This window comes from Rhodovulum iodosum (assembly GCF_041020385.1).
In the GTDB taxonomy this organism is placed as follows: domain Bacteria; phylum Pseudomonadota; class Alphaproteobacteria; order Rhodobacterales; family Rhodobacteraceae; genus Rhodovulum; species Rhodovulum iodosum.
Window position 1 is genome coordinate 384,906 of sequence record NZ_JBEHHI010000002.1, and the last position, 16,853, is coordinate 401,758.

Annotated in this window: 13 protein-coding genes and 2 riboswitches; of the genes, 7 read left to right on the top strand and 6 right to left on the bottom strand. The window is 68.7% G+C overall.

The features are described from left to right. Nucleotides 1–32: 32 nt before the first annotated feature. Nucleotides 33–1,691 carry an NAD+ synthase gene (locus Ga0609869_RS11005; RefSeq protein WP_125407177.1) on the top strand — a complete coding sequence of 553 codons (1,659 nt, stop codon included), beginning with the start codon at nucleotides 33–35 and terminating at the stop codon, nucleotides 1,689–1,691. Between the two features lie 7 nt (nucleotides 1,692–1,698). On the opposite strand, the gene Ga0609869_RS11010 is transcribed toward Ga0609869_RS11005, so the two are convergent. Continuing rightward, nucleotides 1,699–2,988: an Nramp family divalent metal transporter gene (locus tag Ga0609869_RS11010; protein WP_125407179.1), complete on the bottom strand. Its 1,290-nt coding sequence runs from the start codon at nucleotides 2,986–2,988 to the stop codon at nucleotides 1,699–1,701. Between the two features lie 162 nt (nucleotides 2,989–3,150). Between Ga0609869_RS11010 and mntR the strand changes: the two genes are divergently transcribed. Continuing rightward, nucleotides 3,151–3,579: a manganese-binding transcriptional regulator MntR gene (gene mntR, locus Ga0609869_RS11015; RefSeq protein ID WP_125407182.1), complete on the top strand. Its 429-nt coding sequence runs from the start codon at nucleotides 3,151–3,153 to the stop codon at nucleotides 3,577–3,579. A 116-nt stretch (nucleotides 3,580–3,695) separates the two neighbouring features. On the opposite strand, the gene Ga0609869_RS11020 is transcribed toward mntR, so the two are convergent. From Ga0609869_RS11020 to Ga0609869_RS11035, 4 genes are all read right to left on the bottom strand, one after another. Further along, nucleotides 3,696–5,324, bottom strand: a complete 1,629-nt coding sequence (locus Ga0609869_RS11020) for an FAD-dependent oxidoreductase (RefSeq protein WP_125407185.1) — start codon at nucleotides 5,322–5,324, stop codon at nucleotides 3,696–3,698. Nucleotides 5,325–5,452: 128 nt separating this feature from the next. Then, a complete protein-coding gene (locus tag Ga0609869_RS11025) occupies nucleotides 5,453–6,403 on the bottom strand; it encodes a 1-phosphofructokinase family hexose kinase (RefSeq protein WP_125407188.1) in 951 nt (316 codons plus the stop codon). A gap of 192 nt (nucleotides 6,404–6,595) precedes the next feature. Beyond that, nucleotides 6,596–7,519, bottom strand: coding sequence for an MBL fold metallo-hydrolase (locus tag Ga0609869_RS11030; protein ID WP_125407191.1), 924 nt, complete (start codon nucleotides 7,517–7,519; stop codon nucleotides 6,596–6,598). 100 nt (nucleotides 7,520–7,619) lie between these two features. Then, nucleotides 7,620–8,027 carry a metallopeptidase family protein gene (locus Ga0609869_RS11035; protein WP_125407194.1) on the bottom strand — a complete coding sequence of 136 codons (408 nt, stop codon included), beginning with the start codon at nucleotides 8,025–8,027 and terminating at the stop codon, nucleotides 7,620–7,622. A 62-nt stretch (nucleotides 8,028–8,089) separates the two neighbouring features. Here Ga0609869_RS11035 and gltX point away from each other — a divergent pair, with 62 nt between their 5' ends. Then, complete coding sequence (gene gltX, locus Ga0609869_RS11040) at nucleotides 8,090–9,406, top strand: glutamate--tRNA ligase (RefSeq protein ID WP_125407197.1); 1,317 nt, start codon at nucleotides 8,090–8,092, stop codon at nucleotides 9,404–9,406. Nucleotides 9,407–9,526: 120 nt separating this feature from the next. On the opposite strand, the gene Ga0609869_RS11045 is transcribed toward gltX, so the two are convergent. Beyond that, entirely contained in the window at nucleotides 9,527–10,096 is a 570-nt protein-coding gene (locus Ga0609869_RS11045) for a gamma-glutamylcyclotransferase family protein (protein ID WP_125407200.1), read from the bottom strand. Nucleotides 10,097–10,170: 74 nt separating this feature from the next. After that, nucleotides 10,171–10,261, top strand: a riboswitch (glycine riboswitch). A gap of 1 nt (nucleotide 10,262) precedes the next feature. Then, nucleotides 10,263–10,328: riboswitch (glycine riboswitch) on the top strand. Between the two features lie 71 nt (nucleotides 10,329–10,399). Between Ga0609869_RS11045 and gcvT the strand changes: the two genes are divergently transcribed. The 4 genes from gcvT to Ga0609869_RS11065 all read left to right on the top strand — a co-directional run bounded on the left by gcvT (nucleotide 10,400) and on the right by Ga0609869_RS11065 (nucleotide 16,711). Next, nucleotides 10,400–11,530 carry a glycine cleavage system aminomethyltransferase GcvT gene (gene gcvT / locus Ga0609869_RS11050; protein WP_125407203.1) on the top strand — a complete coding sequence of 377 codons (1,131 nt, stop codon included), beginning with the start codon at nucleotides 10,400–10,402 and terminating at the stop codon, nucleotides 11,528–11,530. 9 nt (nucleotides 11,531–11,539) lie between these two features. Further along, nucleotides 11,540–11,899 carry a glycine cleavage system protein GcvH gene (gcvH, locus tag Ga0609869_RS11055; RefSeq protein ID WP_125407205.1) on the top strand — a complete coding sequence of 120 codons (360 nt, stop codon included), beginning with the start codon at nucleotides 11,540–11,542 and terminating at the stop codon, nucleotides 11,897–11,899. Between the two features lie 13 nt (nucleotides 11,900–11,912). Next, nucleotides 11,913–14,762, top strand: coding sequence for an aminomethyl-transferring glycine dehydrogenase (gene gcvP, locus Ga0609869_RS11060; RefSeq protein WP_125407208.1), 2,850 nt, complete (start codon nucleotides 11,913–11,915; stop codon nucleotides 14,760–14,762). Nucleotides 14,763–15,010: 248 nt separating this feature from the next. Then, entirely contained in the window at nucleotides 15,011–16,711 is a 1,701-nt protein-coding gene (locus Ga0609869_RS11065) for a c-type cytochrome (protein WP_369022857.1), read from the top strand. The last annotated feature ends 142 nt before the right edge of the window (nucleotides 16,712–16,853 follow it).

Here is a 16,853-nt window from a genome sequence, read left to right on the forward strand (position 1 = left end):
TGCTAAGACCACAAGCAAGACAAGGAGCGCCCATGGCCGAGCGGTTTCGCCTGACACTTGCCCAGCTCAACCCCACGATGGGGGCGTTGGCAGACAATGCCCGCGCCGCCCGTGCCGCGTGGGACGAAGGCCGGCGCGCCGGCGCCGACATGGTCGCGCTGCCCGAGATGTTCCTGACGGGCTACCAGGTGCAGGACATCGTGATGAAGCCCGCCTTCACCGCCGACGCGATGGCGCATGTCGAGGCCCTGGCGCGCGACTGCGCGCAGGGCCCGGCGCTGGGGATCGGCGCGCCCTTTGCCGCCCACGGCCATCTCTACAATGCCTATTACATCTGCCAGAACGGCGAGGTGACGGCGCGGGTGTTCAAGCATCACCTGCCCAACGACGGCGTCTTCGACGAAAAGCGCGTCTATGACAGCGGGCCGATCAATGGGCCCTATTCGGTCGGGCCGCTCAGGATCGGCACGCCGATCTGCGAGGACGCCTGGTTCGAGGACGTGGCCGAGGCGCTGGCCGAAACCGGCGCCGAGATTTTGCTGGTGCCCAACGGGTCGCCCTATCATCGGGTCAAGTTCGACACGCGGCTGTCGCTGATGGTGGCGCGCACGGTCGAGACCGGGCTGCCGCTGGCCTATCTCAATCTCGTGGGCGGGCAGGACGACCAGGTCTTCGACGGCGGGTCTTTCGTGCTGAACCCCGGCGGTGCGCTGGCGCTGCAGATGCCGCTCTTCGACGAAGGCATCGCGCATGTCGATTTCGCCCGCACCCAAGAGGGCTGGCGCGCCGAGGCCGGCGCCAAGGCCGCGGTGCCCGACATGTGGGAGCAGGATTACCGGGTGATGGTCACGGCCTTGCGCGACTACCTGGGCAAGACCGGCTTTCCCAAGGTTCTGCTGGGGCTGTCGGGCGGGATCGACAGCGCGCTGGTCGCCGCCATCGCGGCCGATGCGATCGGCCCCGAAAACGTGCGCTGCGTGATGCTGCCCTCGGAATACACCTCGGAACACTCGCTGGAGGATGCGGCGGCGGTGGCCAAGGCGTTGGGCTGCCGGCTGGACGAGGTGCCGATTTCGGGCGCGCGGGCCGCGGTGACCGAGGCGCTGGCGCCCTTGTTCGAGGGGACCGCCCCCGACGTGACCGAGGAAAACATCCAGTCCCGCCTGCGCGGGCTGATCCTGATGGCACTTTCCAACAAGTTCGGCGAGATGCTCTTGACCACCGGCAACAAGTCGGAGGTGGCGGTGGGCTATGCCACGATCTACGGCGACATGGCCGGCGGCTACAACCCGATCAAGGATCTCTACAAGACCCGCGTGTTCCAGACCTGCCGCTGGCGCAACGCCAACCACCGCGACTGGATGATGGGCCCGGCGGGCGAGGTGATCCCGCCCCGCGTGATCGACAAGCCGCCCTCGGCCGAGCTGCGCGCCGACCAGAAGGACGAGGACAGCCTGCCGCCCTACGACGTGTTGGACGGTATCCTCGTGGGGCTGATCGACGACGAGAAATCGGTGGCCGAACTGGTGGCGGAGGGGTTCGACCGGGACATGGTGAAGAAGGTCGAGCACCTGATCTATATCAGCGAGTACAAGCGCTTCCAGTCGGCCCCCGGGGCGCGGCTGACCGACCGGGCGTTCTGGCTGGACCGGCGCTATCCCATCGTCAACCGCTGGCGCGATCCTGGCTGAGGGCGCGTCATTCGTCCAGGAACGGGACCGCCACGCCGAACGTGTCGGCCAGCAGAACGAAATTCAGCCCCAGCACGGTGCAGGCGCCGATCACGGTCAGAACGCGCAGGACCGGGTTGACGGTGAACGCACCCATGATGTCGCGCCGGCCGGAAAACACGATCAGGGCGATCATCGGCACCGGAAGCGCGATCGACAGGACCACCTGGCTGTAGACCAGCGCCTGGGTCGCGTTGACGCCCGCGGCCACCACGGCAAAGGCGGGCAGCATCGTGACGAGGCGGCGCAGCCAGATCGGCACCCGGACGTGCAGAAAGCCCTGCATGATCATCTGTCCGGCCATCGTGCCGACGACCGAGCTGGAAATGCCCGAGGCGATGAGCGAGGCCAGGAACATGCCCGCCGCGGCGGCCCCAAGCAGTGGCGTGAGCGTGTGATAGGCGGTCTCGATTTCGGCCACTTCGGAATGGCCCTGGTGAAAGGCGCTGGCGGCCATCATCACCATCGCCATGTTGACCATGCCCGCCACGGACAGCGCCAGAACCACCTCGGTATTCGAGAATTTCAGCACCTTGCGGCGGTCGTTGTCGTCGCGCAGCACGGCGCGCGCCTGGGTCAGGCCGGAATGCAGGTAGATCGCGTGGGGCATGACCGTCGCGCCGATGATCCCCACGGTGATGGTCAGCGCCGCACTGTCGGGCAGGGCCGGTTGCAGCATGCCCAGGCCGGCCGCCTGCCAGTCGACCGGCGCGATGATCACCTCGGCCAGGTAGCACAGGCCGATCACGCCGACGAGCGCGCCGATGATCAGCTCGATGGGCCGAAATCCCTGCCGCTCCAGGATGAGAATGGCATAGGTCACGATGGCCGTGATCGCCATGCCGACGATCAATGGCAGGTCGAACAACAGCGCCAGCCCGATCGCCCCGCCCAGGAATTCCGCCAGGTCCGTCGCCATCGCCGCGACCTCGCTGACCCCCCACATGCCCCAGACCACGGGCCGCGGGAAATGGTCGCGCGAAAGTTCGGCGAGGTTCTTGCCGGTCACGATGCCGAGGCGGGCGGACAGCGCCTGGAACAGCATCGCCATCAGGTTCGCCAGCAGCACGACCCAGAGCAGTGTATAGCCGTAGCCCGCGCCGGCCTGGATGTTCGTCGCGTAGTTGCCGGGGTCCATATAGGCCACGGAGGCGATGATCGCGGGGCCGGCGAACAGGAACCGGCTGCGCCAGCCGTGCCGCTCGCCGCTGAGGACCGCGGCGATGCCCGTGCGGGTCTGGGCGGTCAGTCTGTTCATTGGGTGCCGTGGCCGTTGCTTTCGGCGCATCTCATAGCCGCGGCTATAAAGATTGCAAGCGGATTTTCCGGGGCCCGGCCCGGGGCCGGGGCGGCGGATCGGGCTGGCAAGAAGAAAGCCGTGGATATAGAGTTTTACAGGCGTGCGCGAAAGGACCACCCGATGGCCGAGGACGACACCGAGCGGCAGGGCCAGGCCGACCGCTTTGCCCGCGCCCGAGAGGCGCAGGCCGTCGCCTTGCTGGAAGACTATGTCGAGATGATCGGCGACCTGATCGCGGAACTCGGCGAAGCCCGCGTCGCCGATATCGCCGAACGCATGGGCGTGGCGCAGCCCACCGCGACGAAGGCGATCTCGCGGCTCAAGCGCGAGGGGCTGGCCACGTCGCGCCCCTATCGCGGGGTCTTCCTGACCGACAAGGGCGCCCGACTGGCCGATCGTGTCCGCGCCCGCCATCGCAGCGTTGTCGAATTGCTGATCGCCGTGGGCGTGCCGGCGGATATCGCCGAACTGGACGCCGAAGGGATCGAGCACCACGTCAGCGCGCACACCCTCGACGCCTTCGAACGCTTTCTGAAAACGCGCAAATGAAAACACTGCGGCAGGCAGCATCCGTGTGCCCGCGGTAGCGGCCCAGCGCGCGGCGTCAGGCGAGTGCGCAGGAAACGGCCGCTGGGCGGTTCACCGCAGTCGTGCGCCGGGCGCGGTCAGCCTGCCTCGGGCCCATCGTCGAGCGGAATTTTCACGCCGCGTTTTTCCATGTAGGGGCGAAAGTAGTCGCGGAAGGCCGAAAAGCTCTCGGCCAGCATCAGGAACTCGTCGCGGTTCATGACCAGCACCTTGGTGTCCTCGGCCGCGCGCACGGTGGTCTTGCGCCGGGTGGCGCCGAGGATCAGGCGTTCGCCGAAATGGCCGCCGGGGCCGATGCGGCGGGCCGTCTTTTCGCCGGTCTCGGGGTCGGTGCGTTCCATCTCGACCGCGCCCGAGATCACCGTGTAAAACCCGTCGGACCGGTCGCCGGCGTCGTAGATGCGGTCGCCGGCGCGGAAATAGACGTAGCGCAGCGGCGGCTTGGAATGGGCGCGGATCTGGACCACGCTGCGCGCGCCCAGCCCGTCGAGCAGCCAGTTGATCAGCACCTTCACCCGCGTTGCGATGCCGGGCAGCAGCGCCAGGTAATAGGACCGCCACAGGATCCAGGCGGGAAAGCCGGTCAGTTGCACCCCGAACACCTCGGCCACGCCGCGCTTGGCGCCAAGCGAGGCCAGCGCGCCGCGCGAGCGGTAGGAAAACGGCTTGGCCGGTTTGCCATCCAGCGTCGCGGCGATGTTCTGGGCGATCCGCTTGGCCTCGCGCACCGCAAATTGCGCGGTGGGCGGCGCGAAATCGGCGCGCTCGGCCGCGCCGTCCTTGAGGGGGATCAGCGCGCAGTCGCCCAGCGCCCAGACGTTGTCCCGGCCCTCGACCTGCAGGCTGCGCCGGACCGCGACGCGCCCGTGTTTCGACGCCAGCCCCATCCGCTGCACCACGGGCAGGGGGGCGTTGCCGATGGTCGCCACGATGGTGCGGGTGTCGATCACTTCGCCTTCCGTCGTGACCAGTTGCCGGTGGGTGGCGCTGGCGACGCCGGTGTTCAGCTTCAGCTCGATCCCGTGCTTGGCCAGGTGGCGGGTGGCATAGTGGGCCAGACGGTCGGGCATCTCGTTCAGGATGCGGCCGGCATATTCGACCAGCAGCACGCGCACCTCCGACGGCTCGATCTCAGGGTAGTAGCGTAGCGACCGGTCGATCAGTTCCTTCATTTCGCCCACTGTCTCGACCCCCGAAAAGCCGCCGCCGACCACGGTGAAGGTCAGCGCGCCGCGCTTGGTGTCGGGCAGGCGGGTGACCTGGGCGTGTTCGAGCTGTTCGATCACGTGTTCGCGCACGCGCCGCGCGTCTTCGAGCGACTTCATCTTCAGCGCGTGCTCTTCCAGGCCCGGCATGCGGCTGAGATCGACGCCTTGTCCCAGCGCGATCACGAGATGGTCGAAGGGCACCTCGGTCGGGCGGCGCTGGATGCCCTGGAAGACGATGACGACCTTGCGCTCGAAATCGACGCTGTCGATCAGCGCCTTGCGCACCGACACGCCCTTGAGCAGGAACCGCAGCGGCGAGACCGCGTGGCCCGGCGTGATCGAGCCCGCGCCCACTTCGGGCAGCAGCGGCTGGAAGACGAAGTAGTTCTCGGCGTTGATGACCTCGACCTCGGCGGTATCGCGCAGCTTGCGTTTCAGCGCGCGCGCGGCATACATGCCGCCGAAGCCGCCCCCGAGAACGACGATCCGATGTGCCATGGTGCCCTCCGCGTTGCTGCGTTGCAGCATACCGCGCCGAGCGCCGAGGACCAGCCCAATCGTGACCGCCGTGACGGGATGTGACGGATCGCCCGGCCCATGGCGCAGCCCGTCGCCGCGTGTCTGTGTCAGTCGAGCGTGTGGACCGGGCAGCGTGGCAACAGCCCCTCGGTGTCCTCGCGGGTGCACAGCGCCGTGGCGTCGGTCATCACCGCCGCGCTGGCCGCCGCCGCGCCCCAGCGCAGCGCCTCGGCCAGATCCTCGCCGCGGGCCAGCGCGAGGCTGAAACCGCCGACAAAGCTGTCGCCCGCTCCCACCTTTGACCGAACCGGCACCTTTGCCGCCTCGACGAAGAGTCGCCTTTCCTCGGTCGCCAGCACCGAACCCTCGGCGCCGCGCGCCACCACCACCGTGCGGGCCACGCCGCGCCTGACCATCTCGGCGGCGAAATCGGCGCTATCCCGAGGGGTGGGCAGGGGGCGGCCGGCAAGTTCGACCGATTCCTGCGCATCCATCCGCAGCACCTCGGGCGGCGCGCCCGGATCGCCGGCCAGAAGCTCCAGCGCCGGGCCCGACGTGTCGATCACCACCCTGACCGGGCGCCGCGCGAAGCACGCGCAGACCTGTTTGGGGTAATCCGTCGGCAGGCCCGGCGGCACCGAACCCGAGATCACCACCAGCCCCTCGTCGGTCATCGCCGTGGTGATCGCCGCCAGGATGGCCTTCAGCCCCGCGGTGTTCCAGATCGGGCCGGGCATCACGAATCGATACTGGGCGCCGGTGCCGTCCTCGCTCACCGCGAGGCTCTGCCGGGTTTCGCCCGGCGCGGTGATCGGGATCAGGCGGATGCCCTCGGCCTCGAGCAGGGACCTGAGCTTGCGCCCGTTATGCCCGCCGATGGCGACCAGCGCCCGGCTTTGCCCGCCCAGAAGGCGAATCGCGCGCGACACGTTGATGCCGCCGCCGCCGGGGTCGGTGACCGGGGGCGCGCAGCGCAGCTTGGGGCCGGCTTCGACCTTCGCGACCGACGTTGAGATATCGACGGCCGGGTTCAGGGTAACGGTCAGAATGTCTTGCATGGGGCCCCTTGGGCTGGCGGAACGCGGCGCGAGAGTGCCACCCTGCGTCCGGTTCGCCAAGCCCGTTGGGCCATTTCCCGCATCCCGTTTCGGGGACATGTGCGCGCATGGCGCATGCGCCTGACCACGCGCGTGAAAAGGCCCGCGCCTCCGCCGATGGGGCGACAGGCGCGGGCCGCGGACAGGCTTGGCTCAGCCGAGCATCAACTGGTAGCTCGACGGCAGGTAGCGATAGCCCTCGCCCCGCGTCTCGACAAAGCCGGTGCCGGGGAAGGGCATGTGATAGCCGATGAAGGGCATTTTTTCGGCGGCGAGCATGCCCAACAGGCGCTTGCGCGTCTCGGCGGCGGCCGCCTTGTCGCGGTCATAGAGCACCTCCCATTCGGGATGGGCCAGCGACCAGACGTAGTGGTTGGCGAAATCGGCCGCGATCAGCAGTTGCCGCCCGTCGCTTTCCAGCATGTAGGCCATGTGGCCGGGGGTGTGCCCGAAGGCCGCCATCGCGGTGATGCCCGAGGCGACATCGCCGCCATCCTCGAGGAAGGTCATCTTTTCGGCCAGCGGGCGCACCTTGGCCTCGAAGCCCTCGTCGCCCGACATGTCCCAGGCGTCGAACTCGGTCGCGCCGGTGACGTAGCGGGCATTGGCGAAGGTCTCGCCCGCCTCGCCCGACAGGCCACCGATATGGTCGCCATGCATGTGGGTGATGACCACGGTATCGACCTGATCGGGCGAATAGCCCGCCGCGGCCAGCGCCCCGGTGATGCCGTCGGGGTTGAGACCGGTGTCGAACAGCACCAGCTCGGAGCCGGTATTCACCACCGTCGGTGTGAAAAAGAACTGCGCCCGGTCGTCGGGGATGAGGTTGGCCTGCGATACCTCGGCGAACGTTTCCTCCGACACGTTCAGCCCGAAGATCTTTTGCGGCTCGGGCACGGTGCGGGTGCCGGCCAGCAGCGTCGTCACCTCGAATCCGCCCAGCTTGAAGCGGTTGAAGGGCACGGTACCGGCGCCCATCATCGGGGCCTGCGCCCGGGCCGGGGCGGCCGCCCCGGCGGCCAGCGGCAGGGCGGCGCCGGTCATCAGCGCCTGGCGGCGGTTCATCGAAACGGTCATTGGTATCTCCCTAGGATCTATAGGTTGCCCTCGCACACCTAAGTCGCGCCGGCCGTCTTTCCACGGCTGGGCCCTGCGCGGATTCACAGCCTCTGTGCGGTTATTCCCACCAGCGGTCGATGGCGGCGATGTCGTTGTCGGACCAGCCGAAATGATGCGCCAGTTCATGCACCAGCACATGCGCCACCAGCATGTCGAGCGAGACTTCCTCGCGCTCGACCCACTCGTCGAGGATCGGCCTGCGGAACAGCCAGATCGTATCGGGCCGGTCGGGCTGGTCCATCACCGAGCGTTCGGTCAGCGGGATGCCGTCGTAAAGCCCCGACAGCTCGAACGGGTCGTCGATGCCCATTTCGGAAAGGATGTCGTCGGCGGCAAAGTCCTCGACGCGCAGTGCCACGGCGCGGGCCGGGCCGCGATAGACCGGGGGCAGGGCGTCGCGCGCCGCCTCGGCCAGCGCGGCGATGTCGTCGAGTGACGGGGGCATGGTGTGGCGGGGCGCGGTCATGCCCCTCATATGGACAAATCGCGCGGTCTGTGGAAGAGCGTCGCGCGAACCTGGAGAGAATGATGACCGTTACCCGCTTCGCCCCGTCACCCACCGGATACCTGCATGTGGGCAACCTGCGCACGGCGCTTTTCAACTTCCTGATCGCCCGCAAGGCGGGGGGCAGCTTCATCCTGCGCCTCGACGACACCGACCCCGAGCGGTCGAAAGAGGCCTATGTCGACGCGATCAAGGAAGATCTCGAGTGGCTCGGGCTGAACTGGGACCGGGTCGAACGCCAGTCCGAGCGGCTGGAGCGCTACGCCGCCGCCGCCGACGCGCTGCGCGAAAAGGGGCGGTTCTACGAGTGTTTCGAAACCCCGACAGAGCTGGACCTCAAGCGAAAGAAGCAGCTCAACATGGGCCGGCCGCCGGTCTATGACCGCGCCGCGCGGGCGCTTTCGGACGCGGAAAAGGACGCGCTCAGGGCCGCGCGGCCGGGCCACTGGCGGTTCTTGCTGAACCACGAACGGATCGAGTGGCAGGACGGCATCCTCGGGGCGGTTTCGATCGACGCGGCCAGCGTGTCCGACCCGGTACTGATCCGCGGCGACGGGCAGGTGCTTTATACGCTGGCCTCGGTGGTGGACGACACCGAGATGGGCGTGAGCCACATCGTCCGCGGCTCGGACCACGTCACCAACACCGCGACGCAGATCCAGATCATCGAGGCGCTGGGCGGCGACGTGCCCGCCTTTGCGCACCATTCGCTGCTGACCGGGCCGCAGGGCGAGGCGCTGTCGAAGCGCCTGGGCACGCTCAGCCTGCGCGATCTGCGCGCGCAGGGGGTCGAGCCGATGGCGCTGTTGTCGCTGATGGCGCGGCTGGGATCGTCGCAGCCGGTGGAGCTGGCCGGCAGCATCGAGGAGCTGGTCGAGGGGTTCGAGCTGTCGCATTTCGGGGCGGCGCCGACGAAGTTCGACACCAACGACCCGTTCCCGCTGACCGCGCGGCACCTGCACGGGCTGGACTATACCGCGGTCAAGGACGAGATCGCCGCGATCGGCGTGCCGGCCGAGCTGGCCGAGCGGTTCTGGTCGGTGGTACGCGAGAATATCGGCACGCGCGCCGAGATCGCCGAGTGGTGGGCGCTGTGCCGCGACGGGGCCGCACCGGATGTCGATGACGAAGACCGGGGATTCGTGGCCGAGGCGCTGGCGCTCTTGCCCGACCCGCCTTATGACGCGTCGACCTGGGGCGCCTGGACCGCGGCGGTGAAAGAGCGGACCGGCCGCAAGGGCCGCGCGCTCTTCATGCCGCTCAGAAAGGCCGTGACCGGCCGGGCCAAAGGCCCCGAGATGGCCGACCTGATGCCGCTTTTGCAAAAGAAGCCCGGCTGAGGCGGGGCTGGGGAGGCTGCAATTTTGCGGCGCGCCGTCCCGGCGGGGTGGCTGGGCGGTGCCGGAGATTGGGTATTTGAGCCAAGAAGAAGCCCGGCAGGTGCGGTCGCTGCTGGCCGGTCAGACCCGTTCGATCAGGTTGGTATCGCGCAGCGCGAGTTCACGGTCGACGAAACCGCGTTCCTCCGACGACAGGCTCTGGTGGCGCGAATACCGGGGTGCGGCCCGGTCGTTCAGGATCGGCGCGTCCCAGCCCGCGGTGGTGGCGAAGAACCGGCGTGCGCCCTCGGGGCCGAACTCGCGCAGGTAGCCTTGCACGACCACGTCGATATAGCTCAGCAGGATCGGGTGGCGCACGGTCGGTGCGGCCGCGTGGCTGTCGGGCACGGCGTAGATCTGCACATGCGGGCTGTGCGGGGCCTCGTGCAGGACGGCGTGGCTGACATCGTGGCGGTCATAGGCCCGCTCGCGGTGGTCGAGATCGGCCCAGTCGTGGCCGGGCACCGCGGCGATCAGCCCTTCGATCTCGGCCTCGGGGTCGGGGACGGCCGAGAGATAGGCCACCTCGCGCAGGGTCGTGTGCCGCCAGGCGCGCCGCCAGCCGCGCACCCGCGCCCGTGTGGCGCTGGGAAAGGCGTGGGTGGCGCGGTTCACGAGGCTGCCATAGCCGAAGAAGAACGGGTCCTGCATAGGGTGTTTAGATGCCAGGGCGGCGGCCGAATGCAAGGCCTTGCCGGAAAACGACGCCTCATATATCACCTGCGCCATCCGCTACGGGAGAATCCGGCCCCCGCGCCGGTGCCGAAGGAGCAACCGCCCCGGTAAACTCTCAGGCCCCAGGACCGTGGCGGACAGACACTCTGGAGAGAGGCGCCTTTGCGCCCGCCGAAGGGATAGCGATCTCAGGCGAAGGGACAGAGGGGGCATCGGGACGGGCGGCCATGACGGCGCCCGCGGCGATGCCGGAGGCCTGGCCGGCGGAAAAGGGGCGAGATGTCGGAACTGGAGCGCACCGCGCTTTACGACCTTCACGTTGAGCTGGGCGCCAGGATGGTGCCCTTCGCAGGCTACGAGATGCCGGTGCAATACGCGCCCGGCGTGTTGAAGGAGCATCTGCATTGCCGCGCCGCGGCGGGGCTTTTCGATGTCAGCCACATGGGGCAGGTGGTGCTGCGCCCGCGGTCGGGCGCGGCCGGCGAGGCGGCGCGCGCGCTGGAGTCGCTGGTGCCGGTGGATCTGCTGGGGCTGAAGCCGGGGCGGCAGCGCTATGCGATGTTCACCGACGACGCCGGCGGCGTTCTCGACGACCTGATGGTCGCGCGGCGGGACGGCGATCTGTTTCTCGTGGTCAACGCGGCCTGCAAGGCCGGGGACATCGCCCATCTGCGGGCGCATCTCTCGGACAGCTGCGAGGTCGTGGAACTGACCGACCGGGCGCTTCTGGCCGTGCAGGGGCCGGGGGCCGAGGCGGCGCTTGCGGCCCACGCGCCCGGCGTCGCGGCGATGCGGTTCATGGATGCGGCCGCGTTCGACAGCGCGTTCGGGCCGCTTTGGGTGTCGCGCTCGGGCTATACCGGCGAGGACGGGTTCGAGTTGTCGGTGCCCGCGGCGGGGGCCGAGGCGTTGGCCCGCGCGATCCTGGCCGACCCGGCGGTCCGGCCGATCGGGCTGGGCGCGCGCGACAGCCTGCGGCTGGAGGCCGGGCTTTGCCTTTACGGCGCCGATATCGACACCACCACCACACCCGTCGAGGCCGATCTGGGCTGGGCCATCGGCAAGGCGCGGCGCGCCGGCGGCGCGCGCGAGGGCGGGTTTCCGGGCGCCGCGCGTATCCTGAGGGAACTGGACGCGGGTCCGGCGCGCCGCCGGGTTGGCCTGCGGCCCGGCACGCGCGCCCCGATGCGGGCGGGCACGCCGCTCTTCGCCGCGCAAACCGGCGGCGCGCCGGTCGGCCAGGTTACCTCGGGGGCGTTCGGCCCCTCGGTCGGGGCGCCCGTTTCGATGGGCTATGTGCCGGTTGATCTGGCAGCGGAAGGCGTCACACTCTGGGGCGAGGTTCGCGGCAAGCGGCTGCCGGCCGAAGTTTCGGCCCTGCCGTTCCGGGCATCCACCTACAAGCGTTGAGGGACAAGAATGAAATTTACCGAAGAGCATGAATGGCTGCGCGTCGAGGGCGATCTGGTCGTTGTCGGCATCACCGAGCACGCGGCCGAGCAGCTGGGCGACATCGTGTTCGTCGAGCTGCCCGAGGAGGGCACCACGGTATCGAAAGACGACGAGATCGTCGTGATCGAAAGCGTCAAGGCGGCGTCGGACATCCTGGCGCCGCTCGACGGCGAAATCGTCGAGGTGAACGAGGCGCTGCCCGACAATCCCGGCCGGGTGAACGAAGACCCGCTGGGCGAGGCGTGGTTCTTCAAGATGAAGGTCGAGGACATGAGCGCGCTCGACGATCTGATGGACGAGGCCGCCTACAAGGATTTCATCGGCTGATTCGGGGAGCCCCATGCCGTACACGCCCAGCAATTACCTGCCCTACGATTTCGCCAACCGGCGCCATATCGGCCCGTCTCCGGAGGAGATGGTCGAGATGCTGGATGTGCTCGGCCTCCGCACCCTTGAGGGGCTGATCGACGAATGCGTGCCCAAGGGCATCCGACAGGCCGAGCCGCTGGACTTCGGCAAGCCGAAATCCGAGCGTGAGATGCTATGGTTCATGCGGCAGGTTGCCAAGCGCAACGAGGCCTATTCGACGCTGATCGGGCAGGGGTATTACGGCACCGTCACGCCGCCGGCGATCGTGCGCAACATCCTGGAAAACCCGGCCTGGTACACCGCCTACACGCCTTACCAGCCGGAAATCAGCCAGGGCCGGCTGGAGGCGTTGCTGAACTACCAGACCATGGTCAGCGACCTGACGGGGCTGGAGATCGCCAACGCCTCGCTGCTGGACGAGGCCACGGCCTGCGCCGAGGCGATGACCATGGCGCAGAGGGTGGCGAAAACCAAGGCGGGGGCGGTCTTCGTCGACCGCGACTGCCACCCGCAGAACATCGCGGTGGTCCGCACCCGCGCCGCGCCCTTGGGCATCCAGGTGATCGTGGGCGACCCGTTCGAGGACCTCGAGCCCGAGAAGGTCTTTGCCGCGATCTTCCAGTATCCCGGAACCCACGGGCACATCCGCGATTTCACCGGCCCGATCGCCGCGCTGCACGAGGCCAGGGCGCTTGGCATCGTGGTGGCCGACCCGATGGCGCTGGTCGTGCTGAAAGAGCCGGGCGCCATGGGCGCCGACATCGCCGTGGGCTCGACCCAGCGCTTCGGGGTGCCGATGGGCTATGGCGGGCCGCACGCCGCCTACATGGCCTGCCGCGATGCCTACAAGCGGGCGATGCCGGGCCGCATCGTGGGGGTGTCGGTCGATTCGCACGGGCACAAGGCCTACCGGCTGTCGCTGCAAACGCGCGAGCAGCATATCCGCCGCGAAAAGGCCACCTCGAACGTTTGCACCGCGCAGGCGCTGTTGGCGGTGATCGCCAGTTTCTACGCGGTCTTTCACGGCCCCAAGGGGCTGCGCGCCATCGCCCAGCGCATCCACCGCAAAACGGTGCGCACCGCCCGCGGGCTGGAAGAGGCCGGGTTCAAGGTGGAACCCGCGCAGTTCTTCGACAGCTTCACCGTCGATGTGGGCCCGATGCAGGGGGTGATCTACAACGCAGCCCTCGCCGCGCGGATCAACCTGCGCAAGATCGGCGCGACCCGGCTGGGCATCGCGCTGGACGAGACCACCCGGCCGGCGACGATCGAGGCGCTGTGGCAGGCCTTCGGCATCGAGAAGGAGGACACCGGCGGCGATGGGCAGTACCGATTCCCCGAGGGCACGGTGCGCACCTCCGACTATCTCACCCACCCGGTCTTTCACATGAACCGGGCCGAGACCGAAATGATGCGCTACATGCGGCGCCTCGCCGACCGCGACCTGGCGCTGGACCGCGCGATGATCCCGCTGGGGTCGTGCACGATGAAGCTGAACGCGGCGGTCGAGATGATGCCGATCACCTGGCCCGAATTCGCCAATATCCACCCGCTGGCGCCCGCCGACCAGGTGCAGGGCTATGCCGAGATGCTGGCCGACCTCTCTGCCAAGCTGTGCGAGATCACCGGATATGACGCAATGTCGATGCAGCCCAATTCGGGCGCGCAGGGCGAATACGCGGGTCTTCTGACCATCGCCGCCTATCACAAGGCGCGCGGACACGGGCACCGCAACATCTGCCTGATCCCGACCTCGGCGCATGGCACCAACCCGGCCTCGGCCCATATGGCGGGCATGAAGGTGGTGGTCGTGAAGGCCGCCGATAACGGCGATATCGACCTCGACGATTTCCGCGCCAAGGCCGAGGCGGCGGGCGCCAATCTGGCCGCCTGCATGATCACCTACCCCTCAACCCATGGCGTTTTCGAGGAAACCGTGGCCGAGGTCTGCGAGATCACCCATGCCCAGGGCGGGCAGGTCTATCTCGACGGGGCCAACCTCAACGCGCTGGTGGGGCTGGCCAAGCCCGGCGAGATCGGTGCCGATGTCAGTCACCTCAACCTGCACAAGACATTTTGCATTCCCCATGGGGGCGGCGGGCCCGGCATGGGGCCGATCGGCGTCAAGGCGCATCTCGCCCCCTACCTGCCCGCGGACCCGATGGCGGGCGAGGGGGGCGCTGTCAGCGGCGCGGCCTACGGCTCGGCCTCGATTCTGCCGATCTCGTGGGCCTATATCCTGCTGATGGGGGGCGCGGGGCTGACGCAGGCCACCAAGGTGGCGATTCTCAACGCCAACTACATCGCCCGCCGGCTGGAAGGCGCCTATGACGTGCTCTTCAAGGGTCAGCGGGGCCGGGTTGCGCATGAATGCATCATCGACACCCGCCCCTTCGCCGAGAGCGCGGGCATCACCGTCGACGACATCGCCAAGCGGCTGGTCGATTGCGGCTTTCACGCGCCGACGATGAGCTGGCCGGTCGCGGGCACGCTGATGATCGAGCCCACCGAGAGTGAGACCAAGGCCGAGCTGGACCGGTTCATATCCGCGATGCTGGGCATCCGCGATGAAATCCGCGCCATCGAAGAGGGCCGGATGGACCGCGACAACAACCCGCTGAAAAACGCGCCGCACACGGTCGAGGACCTCGTGGCCGAGTGGGACCGCCCCTACAGCCGCGAAGAGGGGTGCTTTCCCGCCGGCGCGTTCCGCGTCGACAAGTACTGGCCGCCCGTGGGCCGGGTCGACAACGCCTTTGGCGACAGGCATCTGGTCTGCACCTGCCCGCCGGTCGAGGCGCAGGCCGAGGCCGCGGAATAGGCGAAAAACTGTGCAGACATAAAGATTTCCCAAGGTTGGGGACTGACAAACTTCGGCAAGGCGCGCTAATGTCGCGCTGAACCGGCCGATGCGGCATTGTAAGTCATGGTCAGGCCGGGCAAAAAATGGCAGGCCTGAGCGGTGTGAGGGGGGCTTGGCGTTCGGTCGTCGGGTGCCCGGGAATAATGTCGTCCGTGGCGGGCCGGAGTCGCGGTCGCGCACAAAGCGGATCCAGTGAGGGATGAGACATGCAGAACATTCAGGACTTGGTCAAACTCGTGGGCGGTGCTGCTGCCCTGGGCCTGGCCGTGGTGGTCATTACGGCCGATAACGACAGGCCCGCGCCGGCACCCGCCCCGGCCGAAGAGGTGACGGAAGAGACCGCGGCGGCCGAGGACGCCACCGTGGAACCGGCCGCGACCGAGGAGGTCGCCGCTGCCGAGACCACCGAAGACGCCGCTGCCGAAGCGCCGGCGACCGAGGAAGCCGCCGCAGCTGACGAGGCCGCTACGGACGAGGCCGCCGCCGAAGCCCCGGCCGCCGCCGAAGCCCCGGCCGCCGACGAAGCCGCTGCCGAAGAACCCGCTGCCGAGGAAGCTGGCGCTGAAGAACCCGCCGCCGAAGAGGTGACCGAGGACGCCGCCGCTGCGGAGGCCACGGAAGAGGCCGCCACCGAAGAGGTGACCGAGGACGCCGCCGCCGAAGAAGCGACCGAGGAAGCCGCTGCCGAGGACGCCGCGGAAGAACCTGCCGCCGAAGCCCCGGCCACCGAGGAAGCTGCCGCCCCGGTCGAAGAGGCCACGGAAGAACCCGCCGCGGACGAGGCCGCCGAGCCGACCGGCGTCGATGCCGCGACCCTCGCCGAGCGCTACCGCGAGTTGGCGGACCAGTACGAGGCGCTCGCCGCCGAAGCCGCCTCGCTCGCCGGTGTCGCACCGACCGCCGAGGAAGCCGTCCCGGCCGAAGAGGTGACCGAGGAAGCCGCTGCCGAAGCGCCGGCCGCCGAGGAAGCCGCTGCTGAAGCGCCGGCCGCCGAGGAAGCCGCCGCTGAAGAGCCTGCTGCCGAGGAAGCCGCCGCTGAAGAGCCTGCTGCCGAGGAAGCCGCCGCTGAAGAGCCTGCTGCCGAGGAAGCCGCCGCTGAAGAGCCTGCTGCCGAGGAAGCCGCCGCTGAAGAGCCGGCCGCCGAGGAAGCCGCTGCTGAAGAGCCGGCCGCCGAGGAAGCCGCTGCCGAAGAGCCGGCCGCCGAGGAAGCCGCTGCCGAAGAGCCTGCTGCCGAGGAAGCCGCTGCTGAAGCGCCGGCCGCCGAGGAAGCCGCCGCTGAAGAGCCTGCTGCCGAGGAAGCCGCCGCTGAAGAGCCTGCTGCCGAGGAAGCCGCTGCCGAAGAGCCGGCCGCCGAGGAAGCCGCTGCCGAAGAGCCTGCTGCCGAGGAAGCCGCTGCCGAAGAGCCTGCTGCCGAGGAAGCCGCCGCTGAAGAGCCTGCTGCCGAGGAAGCCGCCGCTGAAGAGCCGGCCGCGGAAGAGGCGACTGAAGAAGGCGCTGGCGATGAGGCCGCCGATGCGGCTGCAGTCGTGCCCGTCGCGTTCAGCGGCGATCCCGCCGCTGGCGAGGCCGCCTTCCGCCAGTGCATCGCTTGCCATGTCGTCGTGGACGAGGCCGGCGAGACGCTTGCGGGCCGCAACGCCCAGGTCGGGCCCAACCTCTATGGTATCGCGGGCCGTCAGGCCGGCCAGGTCGACGGCTTCAAGTATTCCAGGTCGATGGAGGCCGCCGGCGAAGCCGGGCTGGAATGGACTGAAGACACGTTCGTCACCTACGTTCAGGACCCGACCGCCTATCTGCGCGACTATCTCGATGATCCGCGCGCCCGCGGTGCGATGACCCACAGGGTCCGCAAGGAGGACGAGGCGTATGACGTCTACGCCTACCTTGCCAACCTGGCCGAAGAGTAAGCGACGATGCCGCGGCCAACCAGCCGCGCACGATAACACACGCACCCGCCGGGCAACCGCCCGGCGGGTGTTTGCATGTCTCGGCGGCGTTTCAGCCACGCAAGCGCGACGGGGGCAGGTCCGCCTTTGGGAAACGCGACGC

Coding starts and splice junctions, on each gene's coding strand:
- gcvT (WP_125407203.1), top strand. CDS start 10,400: ATGTCGGAACTGGAGCGCACCGCGCTTTACGACCTTCACGTTGAGCTG.
- Ga0609869_RS11010 (WP_125407179.1), bottom strand. CDS start 2,988: ATGAACAGACTGACCGCCCAGACCCGCACGGGCATCGCCGCGGTCCTC.
- Ga0609869_RS11005 (WP_125407177.1), top strand. CDS start 33: ATGGCCGAGCGGTTTCGCCTGACACTTGCCCAGCTCAACCCCACGATG.
- Ga0609869_RS11025 (WP_125407188.1), bottom strand. CDS start 6,403: ATGCAAGACATTCTGACCGTTACCCTGAACCCGGCCGTCGATATCTCA.
- gcvP (WP_125407208.1), top strand. CDS start 11,913: ATGCCGTACACGCCCAGCAATTACCTGCCCTACGATTTCGCCAACCGG.
- Ga0609869_RS11065 (WP_369022857.1), top strand. CDS start 15,011: ATGCAGAACATTCAGGACTTGGTCAAACTCGTGGGCGGTGCTGCTGCC.
- Ga0609869_RS11020 (WP_125407185.1), bottom strand. CDS start 5,324: ATGGCACATCGGATCGTCGTTCTCGGGGGCGGCTTCGGCGGCATGTAT.
- Ga0609869_RS11035 (WP_125407194.1), bottom strand. CDS start 8,027: ATGACCGCGCCCCGCCACACCATGCCCCCGTCACTCGACGACATCGCC.
- Ga0609869_RS11045 (WP_125407200.1), bottom strand. CDS start 10,096: ATGCAGGACCCGTTCTTCTTCGGCTATGGCAGCCTCGTGAACCGCGCC.
- gltX (WP_125407197.1), top strand. CDS start 8,090: ATGACCGTTACCCGCTTCGCCCCGTCACCCACCGGATACCTGCATGTG.
- Ga0609869_RS11030 (WP_125407191.1), bottom strand. CDS start 7,519: ATGACCGTTTCGATGAACCGCCGCCAGGCGCTGATGACCGGCGCCGCC.
- mntR (WP_125407182.1), top strand. CDS start 3,151: ATGGCCGAGGACGACACCGAGCGGCAGGGCCAGGCCGACCGCTTTGCC.
- gcvH (WP_125407205.1), top strand. CDS start 11,540: ATGAAATTTACCGAAGAGCATGAATGGCTGCGCGTCGAGGGCGATCTG.